This is a genomic window from Roseateles asaccharophilus (assembly GCF_031458115.1).
Classification (GTDB): domain Bacteria; phylum Pseudomonadota; class Gammaproteobacteria; order Burkholderiales; family Burkholderiaceae_C; genus Pelomonas; species Pelomonas asaccharophilus_A.
This window is the reverse complement of record NZ_JAVDXV010000011.1, coordinates 144,624-164,512: the sequence shown is the minus strand read 5'-3', so window position 1 is coordinate 164,512 and position 19,889 is coordinate 144,624. Positions and strand designations below refer to the sequence as shown.

Annotated in this window: 11 protein-coding genes; 4 read left to right on the top strand and 7 right to left on the bottom strand. The window is 72.9% G+C overall.

Annotation, left to right across the window (positions count from 1 at the left end; genetic code table 11):
* Positions 1-159: 159 nt before the first annotated feature.
* Both J2X21_RS24675 and J2X21_RS24670 read right to left on the bottom strand, forming a co-directional pair.
* Entirely contained in the window at positions 160-2,997 is a 2,838-nt protein-coding gene (locus tag J2X21_RS24675) for a xanthine dehydrogenase family protein molybdopterin-binding subunit (protein WP_310332793.1), read from the bottom strand.
* A 68-nt stretch (positions 2,998-3,065) separates the two neighbouring features.
* Positions 3,066-5,054, bottom strand: a complete 1,989-nt coding sequence (locus J2X21_RS24670) for a peptidase U32 family protein (protein ID WP_310332792.1) — start codon at positions 5,052-5,054, stop codon at positions 3,066-3,068.
* A 71-nt stretch (positions 5,055-5,125) separates the two neighbouring features.
* Here J2X21_RS24670 and J2X21_RS24665 point away from each other — a divergent pair, with 71 nt between their 5' ends.
* Positions 5,126-5,950, top strand: coding sequence for an alpha/beta hydrolase (locus tag J2X21_RS24665; RefSeq protein ID WP_310332791.1), 825 nt, complete (start codon positions 5,126-5,128; stop codon positions 5,948-5,950).
* Between the two features lie 144 nt (positions 5,951-6,094).
* Here the strand turns inward: J2X21_RS24665 and J2X21_RS24660 are convergent, their stop codons facing one another.
* The 5 genes from J2X21_RS24660 to J2X21_RS24640 form a co-directional block, all read right to left on the bottom strand.
* A complete protein-coding gene (locus tag J2X21_RS24660; protein ID WP_310332790.1) occupies positions 6,095-9,181 on the bottom strand; it encodes a ligand-binding sensor domain-containing diguanylate cyclase in 3,087 nt (1,028 codons plus the stop codon).
* Positions 9,182-9,541: 360 nt separating this feature from the next.
* Entirely contained in the window at positions 9,542-10,225 is a 684-nt protein-coding gene (locus tag J2X21_RS24655; protein ID WP_310332789.1) for an ABC transporter ATP-binding protein, read from the bottom strand.
* A 7-nt stretch (positions 10,226-10,232) separates the two neighbouring features.
* Positions 10,233-11,498: an efflux RND transporter periplasmic adaptor subunit gene (locus tag J2X21_RS24650; protein WP_310332788.1), complete on the bottom strand. Its 1,266-nt coding sequence runs from the start codon at positions 11,496-11,498 to the stop codon at positions 10,233-10,235.
* A 15-nt stretch (positions 11,499-11,513) separates the two neighbouring features.
* Entirely contained in the window at positions 11,514-13,982 is a 2,469-nt protein-coding gene (locus J2X21_RS24645; protein ID WP_310332787.1) for an FtsX-like permease family protein, read from the bottom strand.
* A gap of 19 nt (positions 13,983-14,001) precedes the next feature.
* Positions 14,002-16,452 (bottom strand): FtsX-like permease family protein, encoded by a 2,451-nt coding sequence (locus tag J2X21_RS24640; protein ID WP_310332786.1) that lies wholly within the window; start codon positions 16,450-16,452, stop codon positions 14,002-14,004.
* A gap of 153 nt (positions 16,453-16,605) precedes the next feature.
* Between J2X21_RS24640 and J2X21_RS24635 the strand changes: the two genes are divergently transcribed.
* The 3 genes from J2X21_RS24635 to J2X21_RS24625 all read left to right on the top strand — a co-directional run bounded on the left by J2X21_RS24635 (position 16,606) and on the right by J2X21_RS24625 (position 19,889).
* Positions 16,606-17,898, top strand: coding sequence for a sigma-54-dependent transcriptional regulator (locus tag J2X21_RS24635; RefSeq protein WP_310332785.1), 1,293 nt, complete (start codon positions 16,606-16,608; stop codon positions 17,896-17,898).
* Positions 17,888-19,057, top strand: a complete 1,170-nt coding sequence (locus tag J2X21_RS24630; RefSeq protein ID WP_310332784.1) for a sensor histidine kinase — start codon at positions 17,888-17,890, stop codon at positions 19,055-19,057. Before J2X21_RS24635 ends, J2X21_RS24630 begins: the two co-directional genes overlap by 11 nt.
* A gap of 109 nt (positions 19,058-19,166) precedes the next feature.
* A complete protein-coding gene (locus J2X21_RS24625) occupies positions 19,167-19,889 on the top strand; it encodes a response regulator (protein ID WP_310332783.1) in 723 nt (240 codons plus the stop codon).

Sequence of the window (19,889 nt, the reverse complement as noted above, 5' to 3'; positions counted from 1 at the left end):
CGAGTTCAGCGCGGCCCTGGGCTTCGAGCATCGCAGGGAACCCCGCAGCGCAGCGAAGGGGCGACGGAGCGGGGGCGACTCTTTGCCTACTTTCTGGTCGCTCAGAAAGTAGGTCGCCCGCCGGGGCGAACTCCCGGCTCGGTTTCTCGCAGCTGGTGCTCATGCCAACGCCTTCCCGATGTCGGCGGCAGTGATCGGCAACGCCCGAAACCGTTTCCCCGTCGCATGCGCAATCGCATTGCCGATGGCCGGCGCGATGGGACACAGCACCGCCTCGGCGATGCCCTTGGCCGTCGGCTCATCCGACGCCAGCGTCGTGATGTTCAGCCGCGCCAGCGGCACATCCGCCGACAAAGCCACGTGGTAGCGATCCAGGTTCCAGCGCCCGTCGCCTGCCCCGCCCGCTTCCAGCGGCAGGTTCTCCAGCAGCGCGTAGCCGATGCCCATGGCCACGCCGCCCTGGGCCTGGCCCAGCAGCAGGTCTGGCTGCAGCACCTTGCCGGCATCCACCAGCAGTTCCACGGCCACGACACGCGGCTCGAAGCTGCCACGCTCGATCTCCACCGCCACCAGCGCGCCCGAAGGCGCGTACAGGCTGCGGCCGTACAGCGATGCCTGCGGCAGCGGCGGCTTCAGGTCCTGGCGCTGGATGAAGGCCCATTGCGACTGCCCGCCCGCGCGCAGCGAGAGACCGTCGATGGGCAGCCGCAGCACACCGCCAGCGGGCACCGCATAGCTCGCCGTCACCCACGCGCCTTCGTACAGGCCATGCACCATGGCCGCTGCCGTCAGCCCGCGCTGATGCACGCGCGCGGCCAGCGCCGCCAGCGGCAGTGGCGCCAGGCCCGCCGCCACCAACCGGCCGGCCTCCCAGCGCGTCTTGCCCTGGATCTGCGCCAGCGGCACGTTCCACAGCTGCGCCGCCGCCAGCAGCAGGCCGGCCTCGAACAGCACGCGCGCGGCCTGTTCGGTCACGTGCACCTGGTGGAAGGCCGTCAGGCAGGCGCTGCTGGACATCGCGAACGACGCGGTCCAGTGCGGGTCGCTCCAGTTGCCGGTGTTGTCGTTGTTCAGCTCCAGCGCGCCGAAGCCGGCCACGTCGCCCATGAAGATGTCGTGCGCGTTGCGGCCCAGCCAGCCGGCGGTAGAGATGGCCAGCGTGGTCGCCGAGCCGTTGCCCATGTCCACGCAGTTGCTGCGCACGGTGAGCCGGCCGTCGGGTGCCAGCGCCACCTCGGCCATCACGCCGTCCTTGCCGGTGCCGTAGGCCTGGTTGGCCAGCGCGAAGCCCACGCCGTAGCGGATGCCCTCGCGCGCCTTGCGCCGCTTCACCGCCTCGCGGTCGCGCCACAGCGCGTGCTCGCGCGAGCGGCGGCAGATCTCGTGCAGCCGCATGGGCTGCTCCAGCGGCGCGCCGGTGATGGTGCGGTCGCCTTCGCGCAATGCGTTGGCCTCGCGCAGCGCGATGGGGTCGCGCTTGAGCGCCACGGCCACCTCGTCCACCAGCGTCTCGACCGCGAAGCTGGCCTGCGGCCCGCCGAAGCCGCGCATGGAGCCTGCCACGACGCCGGTGCTGGGCTGGGCGATGGCGTCCACGTAGGCCTGCTTGATGTCGTAGCCACTGAGGCCGCAATAGCCCGCCAGCATCGCGACGAACTGGCTGTAGTTGTTCTGCCCGCCGGACGGCAGCACCTGCTGGCTGCCGAAGGCCAGGAACTTGCCGGTCCTGGCATCCATCGCGATGCGCTGCGTGATGTTGCTGGCCAGCTGCTTGAGCCCGCCCTGGAACTGCTCGTAGCGGTCCTGCGCGATGCGCACCGGCCCGTCGGCCAGCGCCGCCGTGACGCCCAGCAGCCCCGGGAAGGTCGACACATCGCGCCCGCCGAAGCCGCCGCCCGGATAGCAGGAGTTCAGCACCACCGTCTTCACGCTGACGGGGCAGTCCTTGCTGAACATCGTGAAGCTGTCGTGCACGTCGCCGTTGGTGGCCTGCGTGCCCAGCACCAGGTGCAGCGTGCCCGCGTCCTTGCCCGAACGGTCCAGCCAGGCCAGGCCGGCCTCGGGTTCCATGAACATCGGGTCCAAGACCTGCGTGCTGTAGCTGCCACCCAGTTGCAGCACCTGCGGGCTGGGTGCCTGCAGCGTGGCGTCGATGCGCCGGCGCAGTTCGCGGGCCTTGCTGTTGTAGGGCTGGGCGGACGTGTCCGGCTGGAAGGGGTCGGACGCATAGCCCACCTGCACCTGCGAGAAGGGTTCGGTGCCCGGCGCGTCATAACGCGTCAGCGTGGTGGCCGGGCTATAGGCCGTCACCCACGCCGGCTGCGGCGCCGGCGGCAATTCGCCCATCTGCACGACGGCGGGCTGGAACTGCAGCGCGCGCTTGGCGGCGCGGTAGGCATTGCCGTCCGCAAAGATCAGGATGGCCACCGGCTGGCCGTAGAACTGCGGCGCACCGCCCACCGGCACCAGCAGCTGCTTGATGCCGTTGGCACCGGCGGTGGAGAACGGCAGCTGCAGGTTCAGCGCCGCCAGGTCGCTCTGCGGCCCGGTGTAGCCCTTGATGGGCGTCTGCTTCGCCTGCGTGATGGCCAGCAGCGGCTGCACGCCCGTGCCGGCCAGCGCGCCGAGGTCCAGCCCGGCGAAGACGCGGCCCGGGTTCGTTGCGCGCAGGATCATGGCCACGCGCTCGGTGCGCGGCCAGTGCGGCATGTCGGCGGCGCGGAAGTCGCGGGCATAGATCTTCTGGCCCGTGACCTTGGCAAGACCGTCGATGCGAAACCGCGCCTTGCCGGGGCCGCCGGACCAGTCCGGCACGCCGGGCGGCGCAGTCGGCTGTGTCGGGTTGCCCGGCAGCGGCGGCCGCGCGCCGGCCACGTGCGGCGTGGAGGGCCGCATCGCCAGCGCCAGCTCGTGCACCAGCAGCGTCACGGCCGCGGCGCCCGTACCGATGACGCGGCGCCTGGTCAGCCTGAACGGCCCGTTTGCGTTCTCCGACACGCCTGCCTCCCATCCGCTTCTTGAATGGCGGCGAGTGTGGCACCGCCCGGCCGGCGGCGATCTGGGGATCAGACCGGATTTGCCCCTACCGGCCGCGAGCGGTAGAAGGTCATCGGCTCAGCCTTCAGCTGCTTCAACACGTTCTTGCGCATCGCGCCCACCACGTGCATCTCGCAGGGCTTGCAGTCGAAGCGCAGCGTCAGCGTGTCGTCGCCGTGCGTCAGCGTCAGCGGTTCGGCGCGCACGGTGCCCTGCACGCCGGTCACGCCCTTGGCCTGCTTGGGGCACAGGCTCAGGCTCCAGCGCACGCAGTGCTTGGTGATCATCAACGGCACCTCGCCCAGCTCCTCGTGGCTCTCAAAGGCAGCGCCGATGACCTTCACGCCGTGGCGCGCATAGAACGCCGCGGCGCGCGTGTTGAACACGTTGGCGAGGTAGGTCAGCGTGTCGTCGGGGTAGGGTGCGGGCGGGTCCATCGGCGTGTCGCGCGGCAGGCGCTCGAAGGCCGCGTCGCGGGCCGCCTCCAGTGCTTTGAGCCCGTCGCGGCGCAGCGCGTTGAGCTTGCTGGCCGGGATGAACAGCGGCTCGCCGCGCATGGCCAGCCGCACGCGGCGGGCCTCGAAGATCGTGTCGCCCAGCTTGGCCAGGCCTTCCTTCATCTGCGCCTCGGCCTGCTTGCCGTCGCGGGCGGGTTCGTGTGCGCAAGGCAGCTTCACCGACGCGCGCGCGCCGGTCTCGTCCTTCAGCGTCAGCTCGAAGCCGTCGTTCACCTGCGCCAGCGTCACATCCACCGCGATGCGGCGCTCGCTGCTGGGCTTGGCCAGCATGCGCTCCCAGGCCATGTCGCGGTTGCGGTTCAGCGCGGTGCCGGGGAACAAGTCCTTCAGGTCCGCCATCGCCTGGCCTTGCGACAGGTTGGGCGCGATGCGCCAGCGCGTACCGCCCAAGGCAGTGGCCACGTTGACCGGCACGCCTTGCAGTTCTCCCTGGCGGTCCCACCAGGTCAGCGCGTCGCCGTTGTTCAGCACACGCGTGGCGTCGCCGGTGTCGACGTCGAAGTCCTCCGGCCCCACGCGCACCACGTCGCCCAGCGGCAGGCCGGCGTGCTTGGGCGTGTCGAAGGCGCCGATGTCGATCTTGCGGCCGTTGACGAAGTAGTCGGTGCCGCCGCGGTTGAAGGCCTGCTCGGGCTCGGGCGTGAACGTGAACGTGCAGCGGCCATGGCCCGTGCTGCCCAGCTCGGGGCGGCGCTCCATGATGGCGTCCAGCAGCGTGCGGTAGTGGGCCGTCACATTCTTGACGGTGGCCATGTCCTTGTAGCGGCCCTCGATCTTGAAGCTGCGGATGCCGGCGTCGATGAGGGCTTCGAGGTTGGCGCTCTGGTCGTTGTCCTTCAGGCTCAGCACGTGCTTGTCATGCGCGACGACGCGGCCTTTTGAATCCGTCACCGTGTACGGCAGCCGGCACTCCTGGCTGCAGCTGCCGCGGTTGGCGCTGCGGCCCGTGTGCGCGTGGCTGATGAAGCACTGGCCGCTGTAGGCCACGCACAGCGCGCCGTGCACGAAGAACTCCAGCGAGGCGTGCTGCACCTCGGCCTTGATCGCCAGGATCTGCTTCAGGTCCAGCTCGCGGGCCAGCACCATCTGCGAGAAGCCCACGTCCTGCAGGAAGCGCGCCTTCTCCGGGGTGCGGATGTCGGTCTGCGTGCTGGCATGCAGCTGGATGGGCGGCAGGTCCAGCTCCAGCAGGCCCATGTCCTGCACGATGAGCGCGTCCACACCGGCGTCGTACAGCTGCCAGGCCTGCTGGCGCGCGCCTTCCAGCTCGTCGTCGCGCAGGATGGTGTTCATCGTGACGAAGATGCGCGCATTGAAGCGGTGGGCGTGCTTCGCCAGCCGCGCGATGTCCTCGATGCGGTTGGGCGCCTTGTCACGCGCGCCGAAGCCGGGGCCGCCGATGTAGACGGCGTCGGCGCCGTGGTTTACCGCTTCGATGCCGATGTCGGCATCGCGGGCGGGGGCGAGCAGTTCGAGGCGGATGTTGGCGGCGGCTGACATGGGCGGATTCTAGGAATGGCACGCAACACATGACGACCGCCACCGGGCTTGGCAACGGCTAGGCTTTGCTCATGCAACGCCGCCAGCTGCTGACCCTCCCCTTCGCCGCCGCACTGCCCGTGCACGCCGCGCCGCCCTCCACGGCGCTGTCCACCGTGCAGGTGCTGACGCCTCCCCTGGCCATGCCCGGCCTGAACCGCCAGCGCACGCTGCGGCTGTGCCTGCCGCCCAGCTACGCCACCTTCCGCAGCAAGCACTACCCGGTCATCTACATGCACGACGGCCAGAACCTGTTCGATGCGGCCACCGGGTTCGCCGGCGAATGGGGCGTGGATGAGACGATGGCGCAGCTCGCCCAGGAGACCGGTTTCGAGGCGCTGGTGGTCGGCATCGACAACGGCGGCGACAAGCGCGGCAGCGAGATGGCGCCGTTCGACCACGAGCGGCTGGGCAAGTCGGAAGGCCGGGCCTACCTGGACTTCATCGCGAAGACCGTCAAGCCCTTCATCGACGCCGGCTGGCGCACGCGGCCGGAACGCGAGCACACGGCACTGATCGGCAGCTCGCTGGGCGGCCTCATCAGCCACGCGGCGATGCTGTGGCATGGCGACGTGTTCAGCCGCTACGGCCTGTTCAGCCCGTCCTACTGGGCCGCGCCGCAGCTGTTCGATCTGACGGAGAAGGCGGTGTTGCAGCCCGGCACGCGCGTGCATCTGTACTGCGGCGGCCGCGAGGGCGGCAGCATGGCCAACCAGACCCGCGACATGCACCGCCGGCTGGCACGCCAGCTGCCGGCCGACCGGCTCAGCCTCACCATCGCCGCCGATGCGGAGCACAACGAGGCGGCCTGGCGGGCGGAGCTGCCCAACGCACTGAAGCAGCTTTTCATTCGTTAACCGGGCCGAGCGCCGGGCCGCTCCCAAGCCGGCCCGCCATGGCGATGCGCTTGCGGCTCGATGCCGCAAGCATCGCCGTCCCCGTGGGGGGACCGACCAGGCACGCCCGCGTTCAGCCGGGCGTGTCTGGGCGAGGGGCGCACGTCAGGCCGTGAGGGCGTCGTCGACCGCGCTGCGCGCGACATCGAGCCGCGTCTCGACCTGCCAGGCCTCCAGGCCCTGCGGCGTGTCGCGCGGGCTCAGCCCTTTTGCGCGAATGGCGCCCACGTAGCCGTCGCGGCCCTGCGCCTTGGCGGCGTACAGCGCCGAGTCGGCCAGGCCCAGACAGGCGCGCCAGTCCCACAGCCGCGGGTGGCGCGGGTCCAGCGGGAAGGCGCTGAAGCCTATGGACACGGTCACGTGGACCGTCTCGCCGGGGCCGATATCGAACGGCTTCTCGCGCACCGCGGCGCAGACTCGCTCGGCCAGCGCGGCGGCGTCGCGGCGCTCGGTCTCGCGCACCAGCACCAGCACCTCCTCGCCGCCCCAGCGCACCAGCGAGTCGGTCTCGCGGAACACGCCGCGCAGCCGCTCGGCCAGCTGCACCAGCACCGCGTCGCCGGCCGCGTGGCCGTGCAGGTCGTTGATGCGTTTGAAGTGGTCCAGGTCCAGCACCATCAGCAGCAGGTCGGCGTCGGGTCCGGGGCCCTCGCCGTCTTTCTGGTACTCGGGCGTCTCGAAGCGGCGCAGGCACAGCCGCAGGTCGTCGTCCAGGCGCAGTTCCAGGTAGCGACGGTTGCGCAGGCCGGTCAGCGCGTCGGTCAGGCTCAGCTCGCGCAGCTCCGCGGTGCGCTCGTCCACCAGCGCCTGCAGCTCGGCCTCGCGGCGGCGCAGCAGCCGCGTGCGCCAGCGCATCCAGCCCCAGATGGCGGCCAGCGCCAGCACCACGCCGCCGGCACGCGCGGCGGTGGTCTCCCACCACGCGGGCAGCAGCTCGATGGGCAGCTCCAGCTGGTCCGCGCCCCACAGCGTCTGGTGCGCGCTGGCCTTGACCTGCAGCACATAGCGGCCCGGCTTCAGCGGCCCGAAGCTGGGGTTGCGGGCGCTGGCGTCCACGCGGGTCCAGTCGTTGTCCAGGCCCAGCAGGCGGTACTGGTAGCGCAGCCGCGTGGGGTCGGCGTAGTCCAGCGCGGCGAACTCCACGCCCAGGCTGCGCGTGCCGGCGGGCAGCGTCAGGCCGTCGGCGCCGGGCGGCTCGTGGGGCTGGCCGTTGACGCGCAGGCCGCTGATGACCAGCGGCGGGCTGGCCGGCTGGGCCGCGAAGGCCTCGGGCAGCACGCGCAGCAGGCCACGGCTGCCACCGAACAGCAGGCCGCCGCCCGGCAGCTCGGTGCTGGCGAAGAACCAGAAGCTGCCGAAGCTCGCGCCCTCGGCGCTGCCGAAGCCGTCCACGCGCTGGTTGCGCGGGTCGTAGACCTGGATCTGGCTCCAGATGCGGCCCTGGCCGTCCTCGTGCAGGTTGCCACCGAACGCGCCCTCCAGGCCCAGGCGCTCGCTGACGCGCTCGAAGCGCGCGCCGCCCTGGGCGTCCCAGCCGGCCAGGCGGTGCAGGCCGCTGATGGCGGTGTCCACCCACACCGTGCCGTCGCGGCCGGCCAGCAGCGCGACGACGATCTGGCTGGCCAGCGCCTCGGCCGGCGCCTGCGGCAGCGGCTCGGGGTGACGGCCGTCGCGCACGCGAAACAGGCCGGCCTGGCCGCCCAGCCACAGCTCGTGGCTGGCGGGGCGCTCGATCAGCGCATGGATGGCGCCGTGCAGCGGGCGGCCATCGGCCAGCGCGACGCGCTGCAGCCCGGCGGCCTCGGGGCCGTCCAGCCGGTACAGGCCTTCCTGCATGCCCAGCCAGACGTCGCCGCCGGCGCGCACCAGCAGGCGCTGCGCGCGGCCGCCGTCCAGCGGCCAGTCGCGCAGCAGGCGGCCGTTGGCGGCGCGATGCTCCAGCCGGCCGGCCGCCGCCATCCACAGACTGCCATCGGCCGCCTCGGCCATGATCTCCACCACCGTGCGCCGCTCGCGCGCCAGCTGGCCCAGCGTCTGCAGTTCGCGCCGGCCGTCCAGCCGCACGACCTGGCCCTGCTGCGTGGCGCCCAGCACGTCGCCGCTGGCCAGCGTCAGCACGGCGCGCACGTCGGCATCGGCCAGCACGCCGGCCACCTCCAGGTCGGGTCCGCGCACAGCCAGCGCCGGATGGAACAGGTGGCGCTGCAGGCCCAGGCCGTAGCCGCTGACCCACATCGCGCCGCTGCGGTCGCGCAGCAGGCCGCTGATGTCGTTGCCCGCCAGGCCCATGGTGCGGCGCGGGTCGTGCGTGAGCTTGGCCTCGATGGCCTCACTGCCGGGGTTGATCCACAGCAGGCCCGTCTTGGTGCCCACCCACAGCCGGCCGTCGGGCCCTTCGGCCAGCGCCTGCACCGGCGTGTGCAGCGACTGCACCCAGCGCACCGCGCCGCCGTCCACCACGCCCAGCCGGCCGTCCTGCGTGCCCAGCCAGACACGGCCGCCACGGGTTTCCAGCAGCGTCAGCACGGTGGCGGCTGCGGGCAGGCCGTCATGCGCCGGCAGCGGCAGCGTCTCCCAGGCCTGGCCGGGCCGCAGCCGCGCCAGACCCTGCCAATGGCCGGCCCATACCGTGCCGTTGGCGCCCACGCGCAAGGCCAGCACGCGCGACTCGGGCTGGCCGTCCACCGTCAGCGGCTGCGGCTCGAAGCGGCGCGACTCGGTGCGGTAGCGGTACAGGCCCTGGCCCACGCTGCCCACCCAGAGGTCGCCCTCGGCGTCCACCGCCAGCGCACGGATGGGCGCATGCGGCCCGCCCTTGGGGGAGGGGCTGCCCAGCGCCTGCACGCGGTCGGCCAGCGGGTCGTAGACGGCCAGGCCCAGCGTCTCGGTACCCACCCACATGCGGCCATCCAGGCCCGCGGCCATCGCGCGCACCCAGCCCAGGTTGCGCTGCGTGGTGGTCTCGCGCGCCAGCTCGATGGGGCGCAGCCGGTAGCCGTCATAGCGGGTCAGCCCACGGCTGGTCGCCACCCACATGAAGCCGGCCTTGTCCTGCGCCACGGCCGGCACCGAGTTCATCGGCACCGCCACGCTGCGGAACTGCACCTCCAGCGGGCTGGCATCGGCCCATGCCGCGGCCGCGCCGGCCAGCAGAACGAGCGGCGCCAGGAGGCCACGAATTAGGGGGTGCATGGGGTCCGCATCCTAAGGGCACCGTGTCACGGCAAGCCTCGGACGGAGTTGTGACAGCGGGCTAGTCGTCCAGTAGTTGGCGCAAGATGCGCCCTGGATCGGCCATGAAGCCGTCCTTGACGCGGAAATGCCCGGCGTCAGCCAAGCTGACGCGGTGACCGCCGTCAGCATCAGACCCAAGCGTGCGGTCAGGCCATCAGCATCGGCGATGCCTCAACGCGCCTCACACCGCGGCCTGTGCCTCTGCGACCAGCAAGTCTCCCGCGGCGCATAGGCAATCAACCGCAAGCCCAGGGCCAACGCCGGGAAGACAAGCGCTGCCCTCGCTGCGCTGCGCAGGCGCCGCAGCTATCGCACGCCTCAGGCCACTGCCGCCATCGCATCCACCACCACCCGCCCGTCCAGCAGCCGCAGCGTGCGCGACGCCTGCGCCGCATGCTCCAGCGAGTGCGTCACCATGACCAGCGTGGTGCCCTCGGCGTTCAGCTCGCGCAGGATGCGCATGACCTCGGCGCCGTGGGCGCTGTCCAGGTTGCCGGTGGGTTCGTCGGCCAGCAGCAGGGCCGGCCGCGCGGCGATCGCGCGGGCGATGGCCACGCGCTGCTGCTGGCCGCCGCTCAACTGGCTGGGCCGGTGGCCGGCGCGGTGGGTCAGGCCCAGGCGCTCCATGACCTCGCTGACGCGCGCACGGCGTTCGCGCGCCGGCAGCGTGCCGTACTCCAGCGCCAGTCCGATGTTCTCGGCCACCGTCAGGTCGTCGATGAGGTTGAAGCTCTGGAACACGAAGCCGATGCGGCCACGGCGCAGCGCGTTGAGCTGGCGCTCGTTCCAGCCGGCCACGTTGTGGCCGTCGAACCAGTACTCGCCGCCGCTGGGGGCGTCCAGCAGCCCGAGGATGCCCAGCAGCGTGGACTTGCCGCAGCCCGAGGGCCCCGTGATGGCGAGGTACTCGCCGGCCTCGATGTCGAGGTCGATGCGGTCCAGCGCGGTGGTCTCGATGTCGCCGGTGCGGAAGGTCTTGGTGAGTTGCTTGAGCTTGAACATGGCTGTCTCAGTTCAGTTGAAGTGCGGATGCGTTCGTGAACGCGCGATACGGTGAAACAACGACCTGCTCGCCAGGCTGCAGGCCGCCAAGAACTTCGATGACGCCATCGGCGCGGCGCCCCAGCTTCAGGTCGCGCCGCTGGGCATGCCGGCCGTCGGCGTCCAGCACGAAGGCCCAGGCGCCGCCGGTGTCGGCGTAGAAGCCGGCATCGGGCAGCAGCAGCGCGGGGCTGGGCTGGCCCAGCGTCAGGCGCACGTCCAGGCCCTGGCCCACCTGCAGCGCGGGCGGCTCGGCGTCGAACACCAGCTCGACGCTGAAGCGGCCGTCCTTGACCTGCGGATCGATGCGCGCCACGCGCAGCGCGTGCTCGCGGCCGTCGTGCGTGATCTGCGCGGCCAGGCCTTCGCGCACGCGGGCCAGGTGGAACTCGTCCAGCCGCAGCTCCAGCTTGAAGCGGCCCAGGCTGTCCAGCCGCGCGATGCGCGTACCGCTGCGCACGCTCTCGCCGACCTGCAGCGTCAGGCCCGTGACGCGGCCGGCGACGGCGGCGCGCACGGCCAGCCCCTCGCTGGCAGTGCGCATCGCGGTGAGGCGCCGGTCCAGGTCGGCCACGGCACGCTGCATGGCCTGCACCGACTGCTCGCGCGTGCGCAGCTCCTCGCGGCCATCGGCCTGCAGCTGCTCGAACAGGCGGCGCGCCATGGCGAGCTTGTCGGCCGAGTCCTCCAGCGCGGACGGCGACAGAAAGCCCTGCGCCGCCAGCTCGCGGTTGCGGTCATGAAGGCGGCGCACGCGCTCCAGCTCGAACTCGGCCTGCGTGACCTCGCGGCGCTGTGCCGCCTGCGCCTGCGCCAGACCGGCGCGGAAGGTGGCCAGGTTGGCCAGCTGCTGCGCGGCCTCGCTGGAGCGCGCCATCAGCTCCTGCGCGCGCTGCGTGCTGCTGAGCACGACCAGCAGCTGGCCGGCCTCCACGCGCTCACCGTCCTTCACCAGCACGCGCTCGACGCGGCCGTCCTCCATCGCATCCAGCAGCACGGAATGCAGCGGCTGCGCGGTGGCGCGGCCGACGACGACGTCACGGAACGCACCGCGCTTCACGGCGGCGATCTCCACCTCGGCGCGCGACACCGAAACACCGCGCGGCCAGTAGCGCACCAGCAGCAGCGCCATCGCCAGCGCTGCCATCACGGCGACCACCAGCAGGCCCCAACGCCGCGGCACCGCGACGCGACGGTCCATCGCCGCGCCGGAGATGTGCTTCTGATCGGCCATGTCGCTCATCGCCGGTCAGCCTCGCAAGGCCTGCAAGGGCCGCAGCGCCAGCGCGGCATGCAGGTGGCGGGCCACGGCCACCGCCGTCACCGCGGCCAGCAGCGCGAAGGATGCCAGCAGCACCCACAACGAGCCCGGGCCCACCGGCGCGCGCTCGACGAAGTCCGCCAGATGGCGCTGCGACAGCCACGCCCCCACCGGCAGCGCCACCACGCAGGCCACGGCCAGCACGCCGGCGAACTCGCGCAACAGCAGCCCGGCCACCGCGCCGGCCCCGGCGCCGTGCAGCTTGCGCAGCACGATCTCGCGCTCGCGCCGGCGCAGCGTGTAGGCCGCCAGTGCGTAGATGCCCACGGCGGCCAGGCCCAGCGCCATCAGGCCGGCGATGGCGATGAGCCGGCCCAGCCGCTGATCGTCCACGACCTTCTGCAGCAGCATGTCGCGCACCGGCAGCGCCTGGGCGTCGGCGTCCGGGAATTGCTGGCGCACCAGCGCCGTGAGCTTTTGCGCCGTGGCCCGAGGGTCGCGGCTGTGCACGGCGATGACACCGCCGCCGCGCTCGGCCACGGGCCGGATGCCATGCGGCTGCGGCGCGCTGCGCGGGCCTTCCAGCCGAATGTCGGCGATGACCGCCACCACCGTGATGGGCTTGCCGCCATCGATGTTGTCCGGCGCACCCAGCACCTGGCCCACGGCGGCCTCGGGGCTGGCAAAGCCCAGCGCGCGCGCGGCGCTCACGTCCAGCACCATGGCGCGCTGCGCCACCTCGGCCACATGATCGGCCGACAGCCGCCCCGCGACGACGCGCATGCCGTAGGTCTGCAGATAGCCCGGCATGAAGTCCACGCCGGTGCGCAGGCTGACCGAGCGGCCGCCTGGGCCGGTGAACTCGCCGTACCAGCTGGAAAAGTCGCGCCCCGGCACGTCGTCGGCAGCGCTGGCGCTGATGACCTCGGGCCAGCGGCGCACGGCCGCCAGCAGCGTGTTCACCTGCGCCGGCTGAACCTCCCAGGGCAGGTCGATGGCCACGCGGTCCTGCACGTCGAACCCGCGCGTCATGCTGCCGGCGATCTGTGCCTGCCACAGCACCGTGAACGCCAGCGTCGCGAACACGGCGGCGGCGCCGAACTGCAGCGTCGTCATCAGCCGGCGCAGCCAGCGGCTGGCCGCACCCTCGCTGTGGCTGCGCCCGGCCAGCGATTCGGCCGGCCGCACACGCAGCGCGATGGACGTCAGCGGCAGTGTGCTGATGGCGGCGATCGCAACGCACAGCCCCGCCGTCAAGGCCACCGCGCCGGCGCTGATCACCGGCGCATGGAAGCTGCGCTGCATCAGCGCCTCGGCCACCGGCGTGGCCCACCAGGCCAGCAGCAGGCCGGCAGCTCCGGCAAGGCCGGCCACCGCCAGCGCTTCGACAAAGAACTGCCGCGCCAGCTGCGGCCCGCCGGCGCCCAGCGACTTGCGCAGCCCGATCTCGCGCTGGCGCTTCAGGGTGCGCACGCTCCACAGGTTGATGAAGTTGATGACGCCCAGCGCCAGCACGCCCGCCGTCGCCGCGACCAGGCCGCCCAGCCAGCGGCGCCGGTAGGGGCTGCCGGCGCCGTGCAGGCCGATGTCGGCGGCGGGCAGCGCGCGGATGTAGGCGGGCTTGCCGCCGCCCTTCAGGAAGTCGGACGGGAAGCCGGGCGGCAGCGGCTGGCGGTCCAGCGCCTGCTGGGCCAGCGCGGACAGCTGCGCCGCCGTGGCGCCCGGCGCCATGCGCGCGAACAGCCGCCCGTTGCCCTGGAACCAGCTGTCCGACAGCTTCAGATAGGCCTTGGCGGGCGGGGAATGGAAGCCCGAGATGGCATCGAACACCAGGCTGCCATGCGGGTTGGGCGTGGGCAGCACGGCCTTCACGGTCAGCGCGAACCGGCCGCCCGGCGTGCCATCGGGCATGGGCGGCAGTGCGACGGTGAACGTGCGCCCCAGCGCCTGCGTGGTGCCAAACAGCCGTTCGGCCGCCTGCGCCGTCAACGCGGTGCCTTCGGGAGTGGACAGCGCCGCGGCCAGGTCGCCGGCCAGCGGTTGCAGGTCCAGCAGCGTCTGCACGTCGGCATCGGCCAGCGCGATTTCCAGCCGCGTGCTGCGCCGCGCGCCCGTGGCGCTGGCGGCGCCTGCCGGCAGCTGCGTGTACAGCACGCGGCTGCTGGCCGCGAGGGGCGCGCCGCTGTCGCGCAGCGCGGCCAGCAGCGGCACGGCGGGCACGCTGCCCAGCCACTCGGTCGTGCTGCCGCCGGGCCCGCGCACCCGCCACTCGAACGCGACGAGCCGGTCGTGCTGGGGCGGGTCGCCATCTGGCCACAGCGCGTCCTGCAGGAAGCTGGCCGTCAACAGCGCCAGCGCCAGGCCCAGCGCGAGGCCGGCGATGACAAGGACTGCCGGGCCGGGCTCGGCGCGCAACTGGCGCCAGGCGCCGCGCCAACGAAGAGACATCTGGGTCATGGGATGGGTCTTCCGGGGGTTATCCATGCAGGGCCTGCAGGGGCCGCAGCGCCAGCGCCGCGCGCAGGTGGCGGGCCACGGCCAGCGCTGCGACCAGCGTCAGCAGCGCCACGGACGCCAGCAGCACCCATGCCGAGTACGGGCCGACCGGCGCGCGCTCGACGAAGCCGCCGAGATAGCGCTGCGTCAACCACGCGGCGATGGGCAGCGCGACGAGGCAGGCCGCGGTCAGCACGCTGAGGAACTCCTTCAGCAGCAGCCCCGCGACCGCGGCGGCGCCCGCGCCATGCAGCTTGCGCAGCACGATCTCGCGCTCGCGCCGGCGCAGCGTGTAGGCGGCCAGCGCGTAGATGCCCACGGCGGCCAGGCCCAGCGCGAACACGCTGGTGATGGCGATGAGGCGGGCGATGCGCGCGTCGTCGGCCACCACGCGGGCCTGCTGCTCACGCACCGTCGCGGCCTGCGCCTGGGCGCCGGGCAGCGTCTCGTTGACCAGCGTGGCGAGCTTGCCGCGCGTGTCCGCCGGCTGGCGGCTGTGCACGCTGATGACGCCGCTGCCTCGCTCGACGACGGGCATCAGCAGATGCGGCATGGGCGCTTCGCGCGGGCCCTCCACGCGCACGTCGTCGATGACGGCCACAACGGTGGCCGGCTGGCCGTGGTCCACGCCCAGGCGCTGGCCGATGGCGGCCTCGGGGCTGGCAAAGCCCAGCGCCCGCACGGCGCGGCGGTCCAGCACGACGGCGTGCTGCGCCACCTCGGCGCGGTGGTCGGCCGACAGCCGGCCGGCCAGCAGTTGCACACCATAGAGCTGCAGCCAGCCCGGTGTGAAGGCCATGCCGGCGCGCACCTCGATGAGCGGACCGCCCGGCCCGCTGAAGCGGGAGAAATGCTTGCCGTACTCGCGCCCCGGCACGTCGGGCGACGCCGCGACCGCGATGACCTCGGGCCAGCTGCGGATGCGCGCCAGCAGCGCCTGCGTCTGCGCGGGCGTCGTCTCGGGCGGCAAGTCCACGGCGACGCGGTTCTCGACCTCGAAGCCGCGCGGCATGGCCGCCACATGCTGCGTCTGCCAGGCCACCGTGAAGGCCATCGCGGCAAACATCGCGGCGGCGGCGAACTGCACGACCGTCATCGCGCGGCGCAGCCAGCGGCCGGCCTCGCCCTCGCTGTGGCTGCGCCCGGCCAGCGATTCCGCCGGCCGCACGCGCAGCGCGATGGAGGTCAGCGGCAGCGCGCTGCAGGCGGCGATGGCCAGGCACAGCCCCGCCGTCAACGCCGCGGTGGCGGGCGACAGCACCGGCGCGTCGAAGCGGTGCTGCATCAACGCCGACACCGCCGGCGTGCCCCACCAGGCCAGCAGCAGGCCCGCGACGCCGGCAATGCCCGCCACGGCCAGCGCCTCGATGAAGAACTGCAGGCCCAGCGCCACGGCGCTGGCGCCCAGCGACTTGCGCAGGCCGATCTCGCGCTGGCGGCGCAGCGTGCGCACGCTCCACAGGTTGATGAAGTTGATGACGGCCAGCGCCAGCACGCCCGCCGCAGCGGCCGCCAGGCTGGCGAGCTGCAGGCGGCGCTGCGTGCTGCCCGAGCCGTGCAGGCCCCGCTCCAGTACGCCCAGCGCGCGCAGCTCGGTGCGAAAGCCCGGCGGCATGCCGTCCAGCGGTGGCTGCTGGTCCATCAGGCGCTGCGCCAGCGCGCCGACCTGCGCGGCCGACGCGCCGGGCTGCAGCCGCGCGTACAGGTGACCGTTGGCCATGGTCCATGACGCCTCGTTCTCGGCATGGGCCTTCGCGGCCGGTGCGTTGAAGCCGGCCAGTGCGTCGTAGGCCAGCACGCCATTCGGGCGCGGCGCGCGGACGACGGCCATGACGGTCAGCGTGATCTTCACCGTGCGCGGCTGGCCGGGGCCGCCGTCCAGGTCGGCGGTGACCGCGACGGGCCGGCCGACGACGTCGGTCGCACCGAACAGCTGGTTCGCGCCGTGCTCGGTCAGCACCACGCCGTCGGGCGAGGCCAGCGCCGCGCGCAGGTCACCGGCCAGCGGCTGCAGGCCGAACAAGGCCTCGATGTCGGGGTCGACCAGCAGCGTCGACAGGCGTGCATGGTGCTGCACGCCGCGCGCGTCCACGGCGCTGGCCAGCATCGCGATGGGCAAGGCGCGGGTCATCTGCGCGACCGGGGCGCCGGTGTCGCGCAACGCGCGGGCCAGCGGCGTGGTGGGTACGTCGCTCCACCAGTCGGTCATGCCGCCCCCTGGCTCGCTGGCCCGGAATTCGAAGGTGACCAGGCGCTCGGCCTCGGGCAGCCGGGTGTCGGCCCACAGCAGGTCGCGCATGAAGGCGACCGTCAGCAGCGTCAGCGCCAGGCCCAGCGCGAGGCCGGCGATGACGAGGACGGCCGGGCCGGGCTCGGCGCGCAGCTGGCGCCAGGCGCTGCGCCAGAGGGTGAGGGAGGTGGGCGAGGTCATTGACCCTTCTCTGCAAAAGCCGAGCCACCCTGCGTTCCCTGGGGAGACCACGGCGGGCGACGGCGCGGCCGTCCGCTTGCGGACACCGGGAGTGTCCGGTTCCGGACACCCGCTTCCCGCTGAGGCTTGAGGCGCTTAGAGTCGCGCCCTCTCATGAGCAGCCTCCTCATCCTCGACGACGACCCCGACGTGGCGCTGGCCGCACGGCTGGCGCTGCGCAAGCTCGGCGCCGTGGCCGTGCGCAACGACCCGCGTGAGCTGTGGGCGGCGCTGGATGAGGTCGCTCCCGACGTGCTGCTGCTGGACATGAACTTCACGCCCGGCGCCACCGACGGCGCAGCGGGGCTGGCGCTGCTGCGCGAGGTGGTGGCGCGCCCGCGCGCGCCGGCGGTCATCGTCATGACGGCCTATGCCGAGGTCGAGCTGGCCGTGCAGGCCTTGAAGGCGGGCGCCGTGGACTTCATCACCAAGCCCTGGGCCAACGAGCGGTTGGTGGCCTGCGTGCAGGCCGCGCTGGCGCGCCGCGCCCCGGCACCGGCGATGGGCGAGCTGCTGGGCGAGTCCACCGCGATGCAGGGCTTGCGCGCGCAGATCGCGCAGGTGGGCGCCAGCCAGGCCAGCGTGCTGATCCTGGGCGAGAACGGCGTTGGCAAGGAGCTGGTGGCGCGAGCGCTGCATCGCGCATCCCCCCGTTCGCAAGGCCCGCTGCTGGCCGTGGACATGGGTTCGCTGCCCGAGGCGCTGGTGGAGAGCGAGCTGTTCGGCCACAAGCGCGGCAGCTTCACCGACGCACGCGAGTCGCGCCCGGGGCGCTTTGTCGCGGCGGCGGGCGGCACGCTGTTCCTGGACGAAATCGGCAACCTGCCGCTGGCCAGCCAGGCCAAGCTGCTGGCCGCGCTGGAGCGCCGCGAGGTGACGCCGCTGGGCAGCGACCGGCCGGTGGCGGTGGACGTGCGCGTGCTGGCCGCCACCAACGTGGCCGAGGCCGAGCTGTTCGACGCGCGGCGCTTCCGGCCCGACCTGCTGTACCGGCTCAACACCGTGGTGCTGCGCGTGCCGCCGCTGCGCGAGCGCGGCGCGGGTGACATCGCGCTGCTGCTGCGCCACTACCTCGCGCAGTTCGCGCAGCGCCCGGTCGAGATCACACCCGATGCGCTCGTGCGCCTCACTGCCTACCGCTGGCCCGGCAATGTGCGCGAGCTGCGCCAGGCCTGCGAGCGCGCGACGCTGCTGGCGCGCGGGCCGGTGCTCACGTGGGAAGACTTCGGCCTGATCGCCCCGGCGGAGGCGGCGCCCGCTGGCGTCACGCTGGACCTGGACCAGCGCGAACGCGAGGCGGTGCAGGCGGCGCTGGCCCAGGCCGACGGCAACATCAGCCAGGCCGCCAAGCTGCTGGGCGTGAGCCGGGCGGCGCTGTACCGGCGGCTGGAGAAGCATGGTCTCTGACCCGGTCCGCATCGCCATCGCCGCGCTGGGGCTGGCCGCCGGTTCGGCCGGCGTCGTCGCCACGCTGGACTCGCCGCGCCTGCTGGTCGCCTGCGCGCTGGCCGGCCTCGCGGCCGCCGCCTGGGGCGGGGCGGCGCTGCGGCGCCTGTCCCGCCAGCCCACCCCGGCGCCCGTCGACCCTTTGCCGCCGCCACGGCCCGACCTGGACGCCGCGCTGGAACACGCGCCGCTGGCCCTGTGGCGCCTGACCGCGGGTGCCCCGCCGCTGGCGCTGAATGCCGCCGCGCGCCGGCTGCTGGCGCCGGGCCGCGTCGTCGAGCCGGCGGCGCTGCTCGCGCTGCTGGACGCGGAATCGGGCCGCCGCGTCGTCACGCTGCCGACCGAGCACGGCCAGGAGCGCGCCGTGCTGGCCGTGTCCAGGCTGACGGTGCAGGGCGAGGCCTGGCGGCTGGCGGCGCTGGCGCCCATCGAGTCGGAGCTGGAGACCGAGACGCTGGTCGCCTGGCGGCAGCTGGTGCAGGTGCTGACGCACGAGATCATGAACTCGCTGACGCCCATCGCGTCGCTGGCCGCCAGCGCGCCGGCGCTGCTGGAAGCCGGCGAGCGCGAGGAGCTGCAGGCCGCGCTGGACACGCTCGCGCGCCGTGCGGCGCATCTGCAGGGCTTTGTCGAGCGCTACCGCAGCGTCAGCCAGCCGCCCGCGCCCACGCTGGCCGACGTGCAGCTGGGCACGCTGCTGCAGGCCGTGCAGCGCCTCGTGGAACCGGCCTGGACGGCGGCCGGTGGGGCCGTGACGGTCCGCGTGGAACCCGCCAACCTGGCGCTGCGCACCGATGCGGCCCAGCTGGAGCAGGTGTTGATCAACCTCGCGCAGAACGCGCTGCAGGCCTGTGCCGGGCGGGGCGGCGGTGAAGCGCCGCAGCTGCAGATCGAGGCGCTGCTGAGCCGCGGCGCGCGCCTGAGGCTGACGGTGGCCGACAACGGGCCGGGTGTTGCGCCCGGGCTGGAGGGGCAGATCTTCACGCCCTTCTTCACGACCCGCGAAGGCGGCAGCGGCATCGGGCTGGCCGTCGTGCGGCAGCTGGTGCATGGCCTGGGCGGCACGGTGCGCCACGCCAAGCGGCCCGGCGGTGGTGCCTGTTTCGTGTTGACGTTCTAGCCACACTGGCCGGTAAAGCCGTGTTTCCGTGACGGATGCCGGCTTTTCCTCGATGGTGCCCGCCGTGGGCGGGTGTTAGGCTGACCGCCCTATACCTGGGGATGGAGCGATGTTTCACGAGTTGCAGGAGTTGCTGGGCGCCTACCTGATGCCGGTATTGATCGCAATACCGCTGGCCATCTGCGTGCTCATCGCCGCCTTCAAGCGTGACGACTACCGGCCGCCGCGCGACTACACGCCGCCGCAGCGCCCGCCGGGCGTGCCGCGCGCGGCCCAGCCGCCGGTGGTGCTGCCGCCGCTGCCGGGGTCATCTCATGGCGACCCGTCCATGGCCAGCGCCTTCGTGACGGCACCGTCGCCCATGCGCGCGCCGCCCGCGCCGGTACCCCCGGTCGTGGAGCCCGAGGGTCCGGCCACCGTGCTGATCGCCGACGACTCGGCCGTGGTGCGCACCAAGCTCAAGCGGCTGCTGGAGGGCGCCGGCTTCACGGTCGTGCAGGTCAACGACGGCAACGAGGCGCTGGCCGAGCTGGACGCCAAGCCCGAGATCGCCGTGCTGATCACCGACCTGGAAATGCCCAACAAGGACGGCTTCGAGCTGATCGCCGACGTGCACGGCAGCCTGACCACGGAAGACCTGCCCGTCATCGCCATCACGGGCCACGACGAGCTGCATGGCCGCGTGGGCCAGATCGAAGGCGTCTACGGCATCTTCAAGAAGCCCTGGAACGACCGCGAACTGCTCAAGCGCGTGGAGTCGCTGGTGCACCTGCGCTCGGCGGCCGCCAAGCGCGGCCGACGCGTGACGGACCGGGTGCCGCCGGCCGCCTGA

Bases quoted from the DNA above. Each gene is read 5' to 3' on its own strand.
- J2X21_RS24635 (WP_310332785.1), top strand. From the start codon at position 16,606: ATGAGCAGCCTCCTCATCCTCGACGACGACCCCGACGTGGCGCTGGCC.
- J2X21_RS24630 (WP_310332784.1), top strand. From the start codon at position 17,888: ATGGTCTCTGACCCGGTCCGCATCGCCATCGCCGCGCTGGGGCTGGCC.
- J2X21_RS24665 (WP_310332791.1), top strand. From the start codon at position 5,126: ATGCAACGCCGCCAGCTGCTGACCCTCCCCTTCGCCGCCGCACTGCCC.
- J2X21_RS24625 (WP_310332783.1), top strand. From the start codon at position 19,167: ATGTTTCACGAGTTGCAGGAGTTGCTGGGCGCCTACCTGATGCCGGTA.
- J2X21_RS24645 (WP_310332787.1), bottom strand. From the start codon at position 13,982: ATGACCCAGATGTCTCTTCGTTGGCGCGGCGCCTGGCGCCAGTTGCGC.
- J2X21_RS24650 (WP_310332788.1), bottom strand. From the start codon at position 11,498: ATGGCCGATCAGAAGCACATCTCCGGCGCGGCGATGGACCGTCGCGTC.
- J2X21_RS24655 (WP_310332789.1), bottom strand. From the start codon at position 10,225: ATGTTCAAGCTCAAGCAACTCACCAAGACCTTCCGCACCGGCGACATC.
- J2X21_RS24670 (WP_310332792.1), bottom strand. From the start codon at position 5,054: ATGTCAGCCGCCGCCAACATCCGCCTCGAACTGCTCGCCCCCGCCCGC.
- J2X21_RS24640 (WP_310332786.1), bottom strand. From the start codon at position 16,452: ATGACCTCGCCCACCTCCCTCACCCTCTGGCGCAGCGCCTGGCGCCAG.
- J2X21_RS24660 (WP_310332790.1), bottom strand. From the start codon at position 9,181: ATGCACCCCCTAATTCGTGGCCTCCTGGCGCCGCTCGTTCTGCTGGCC.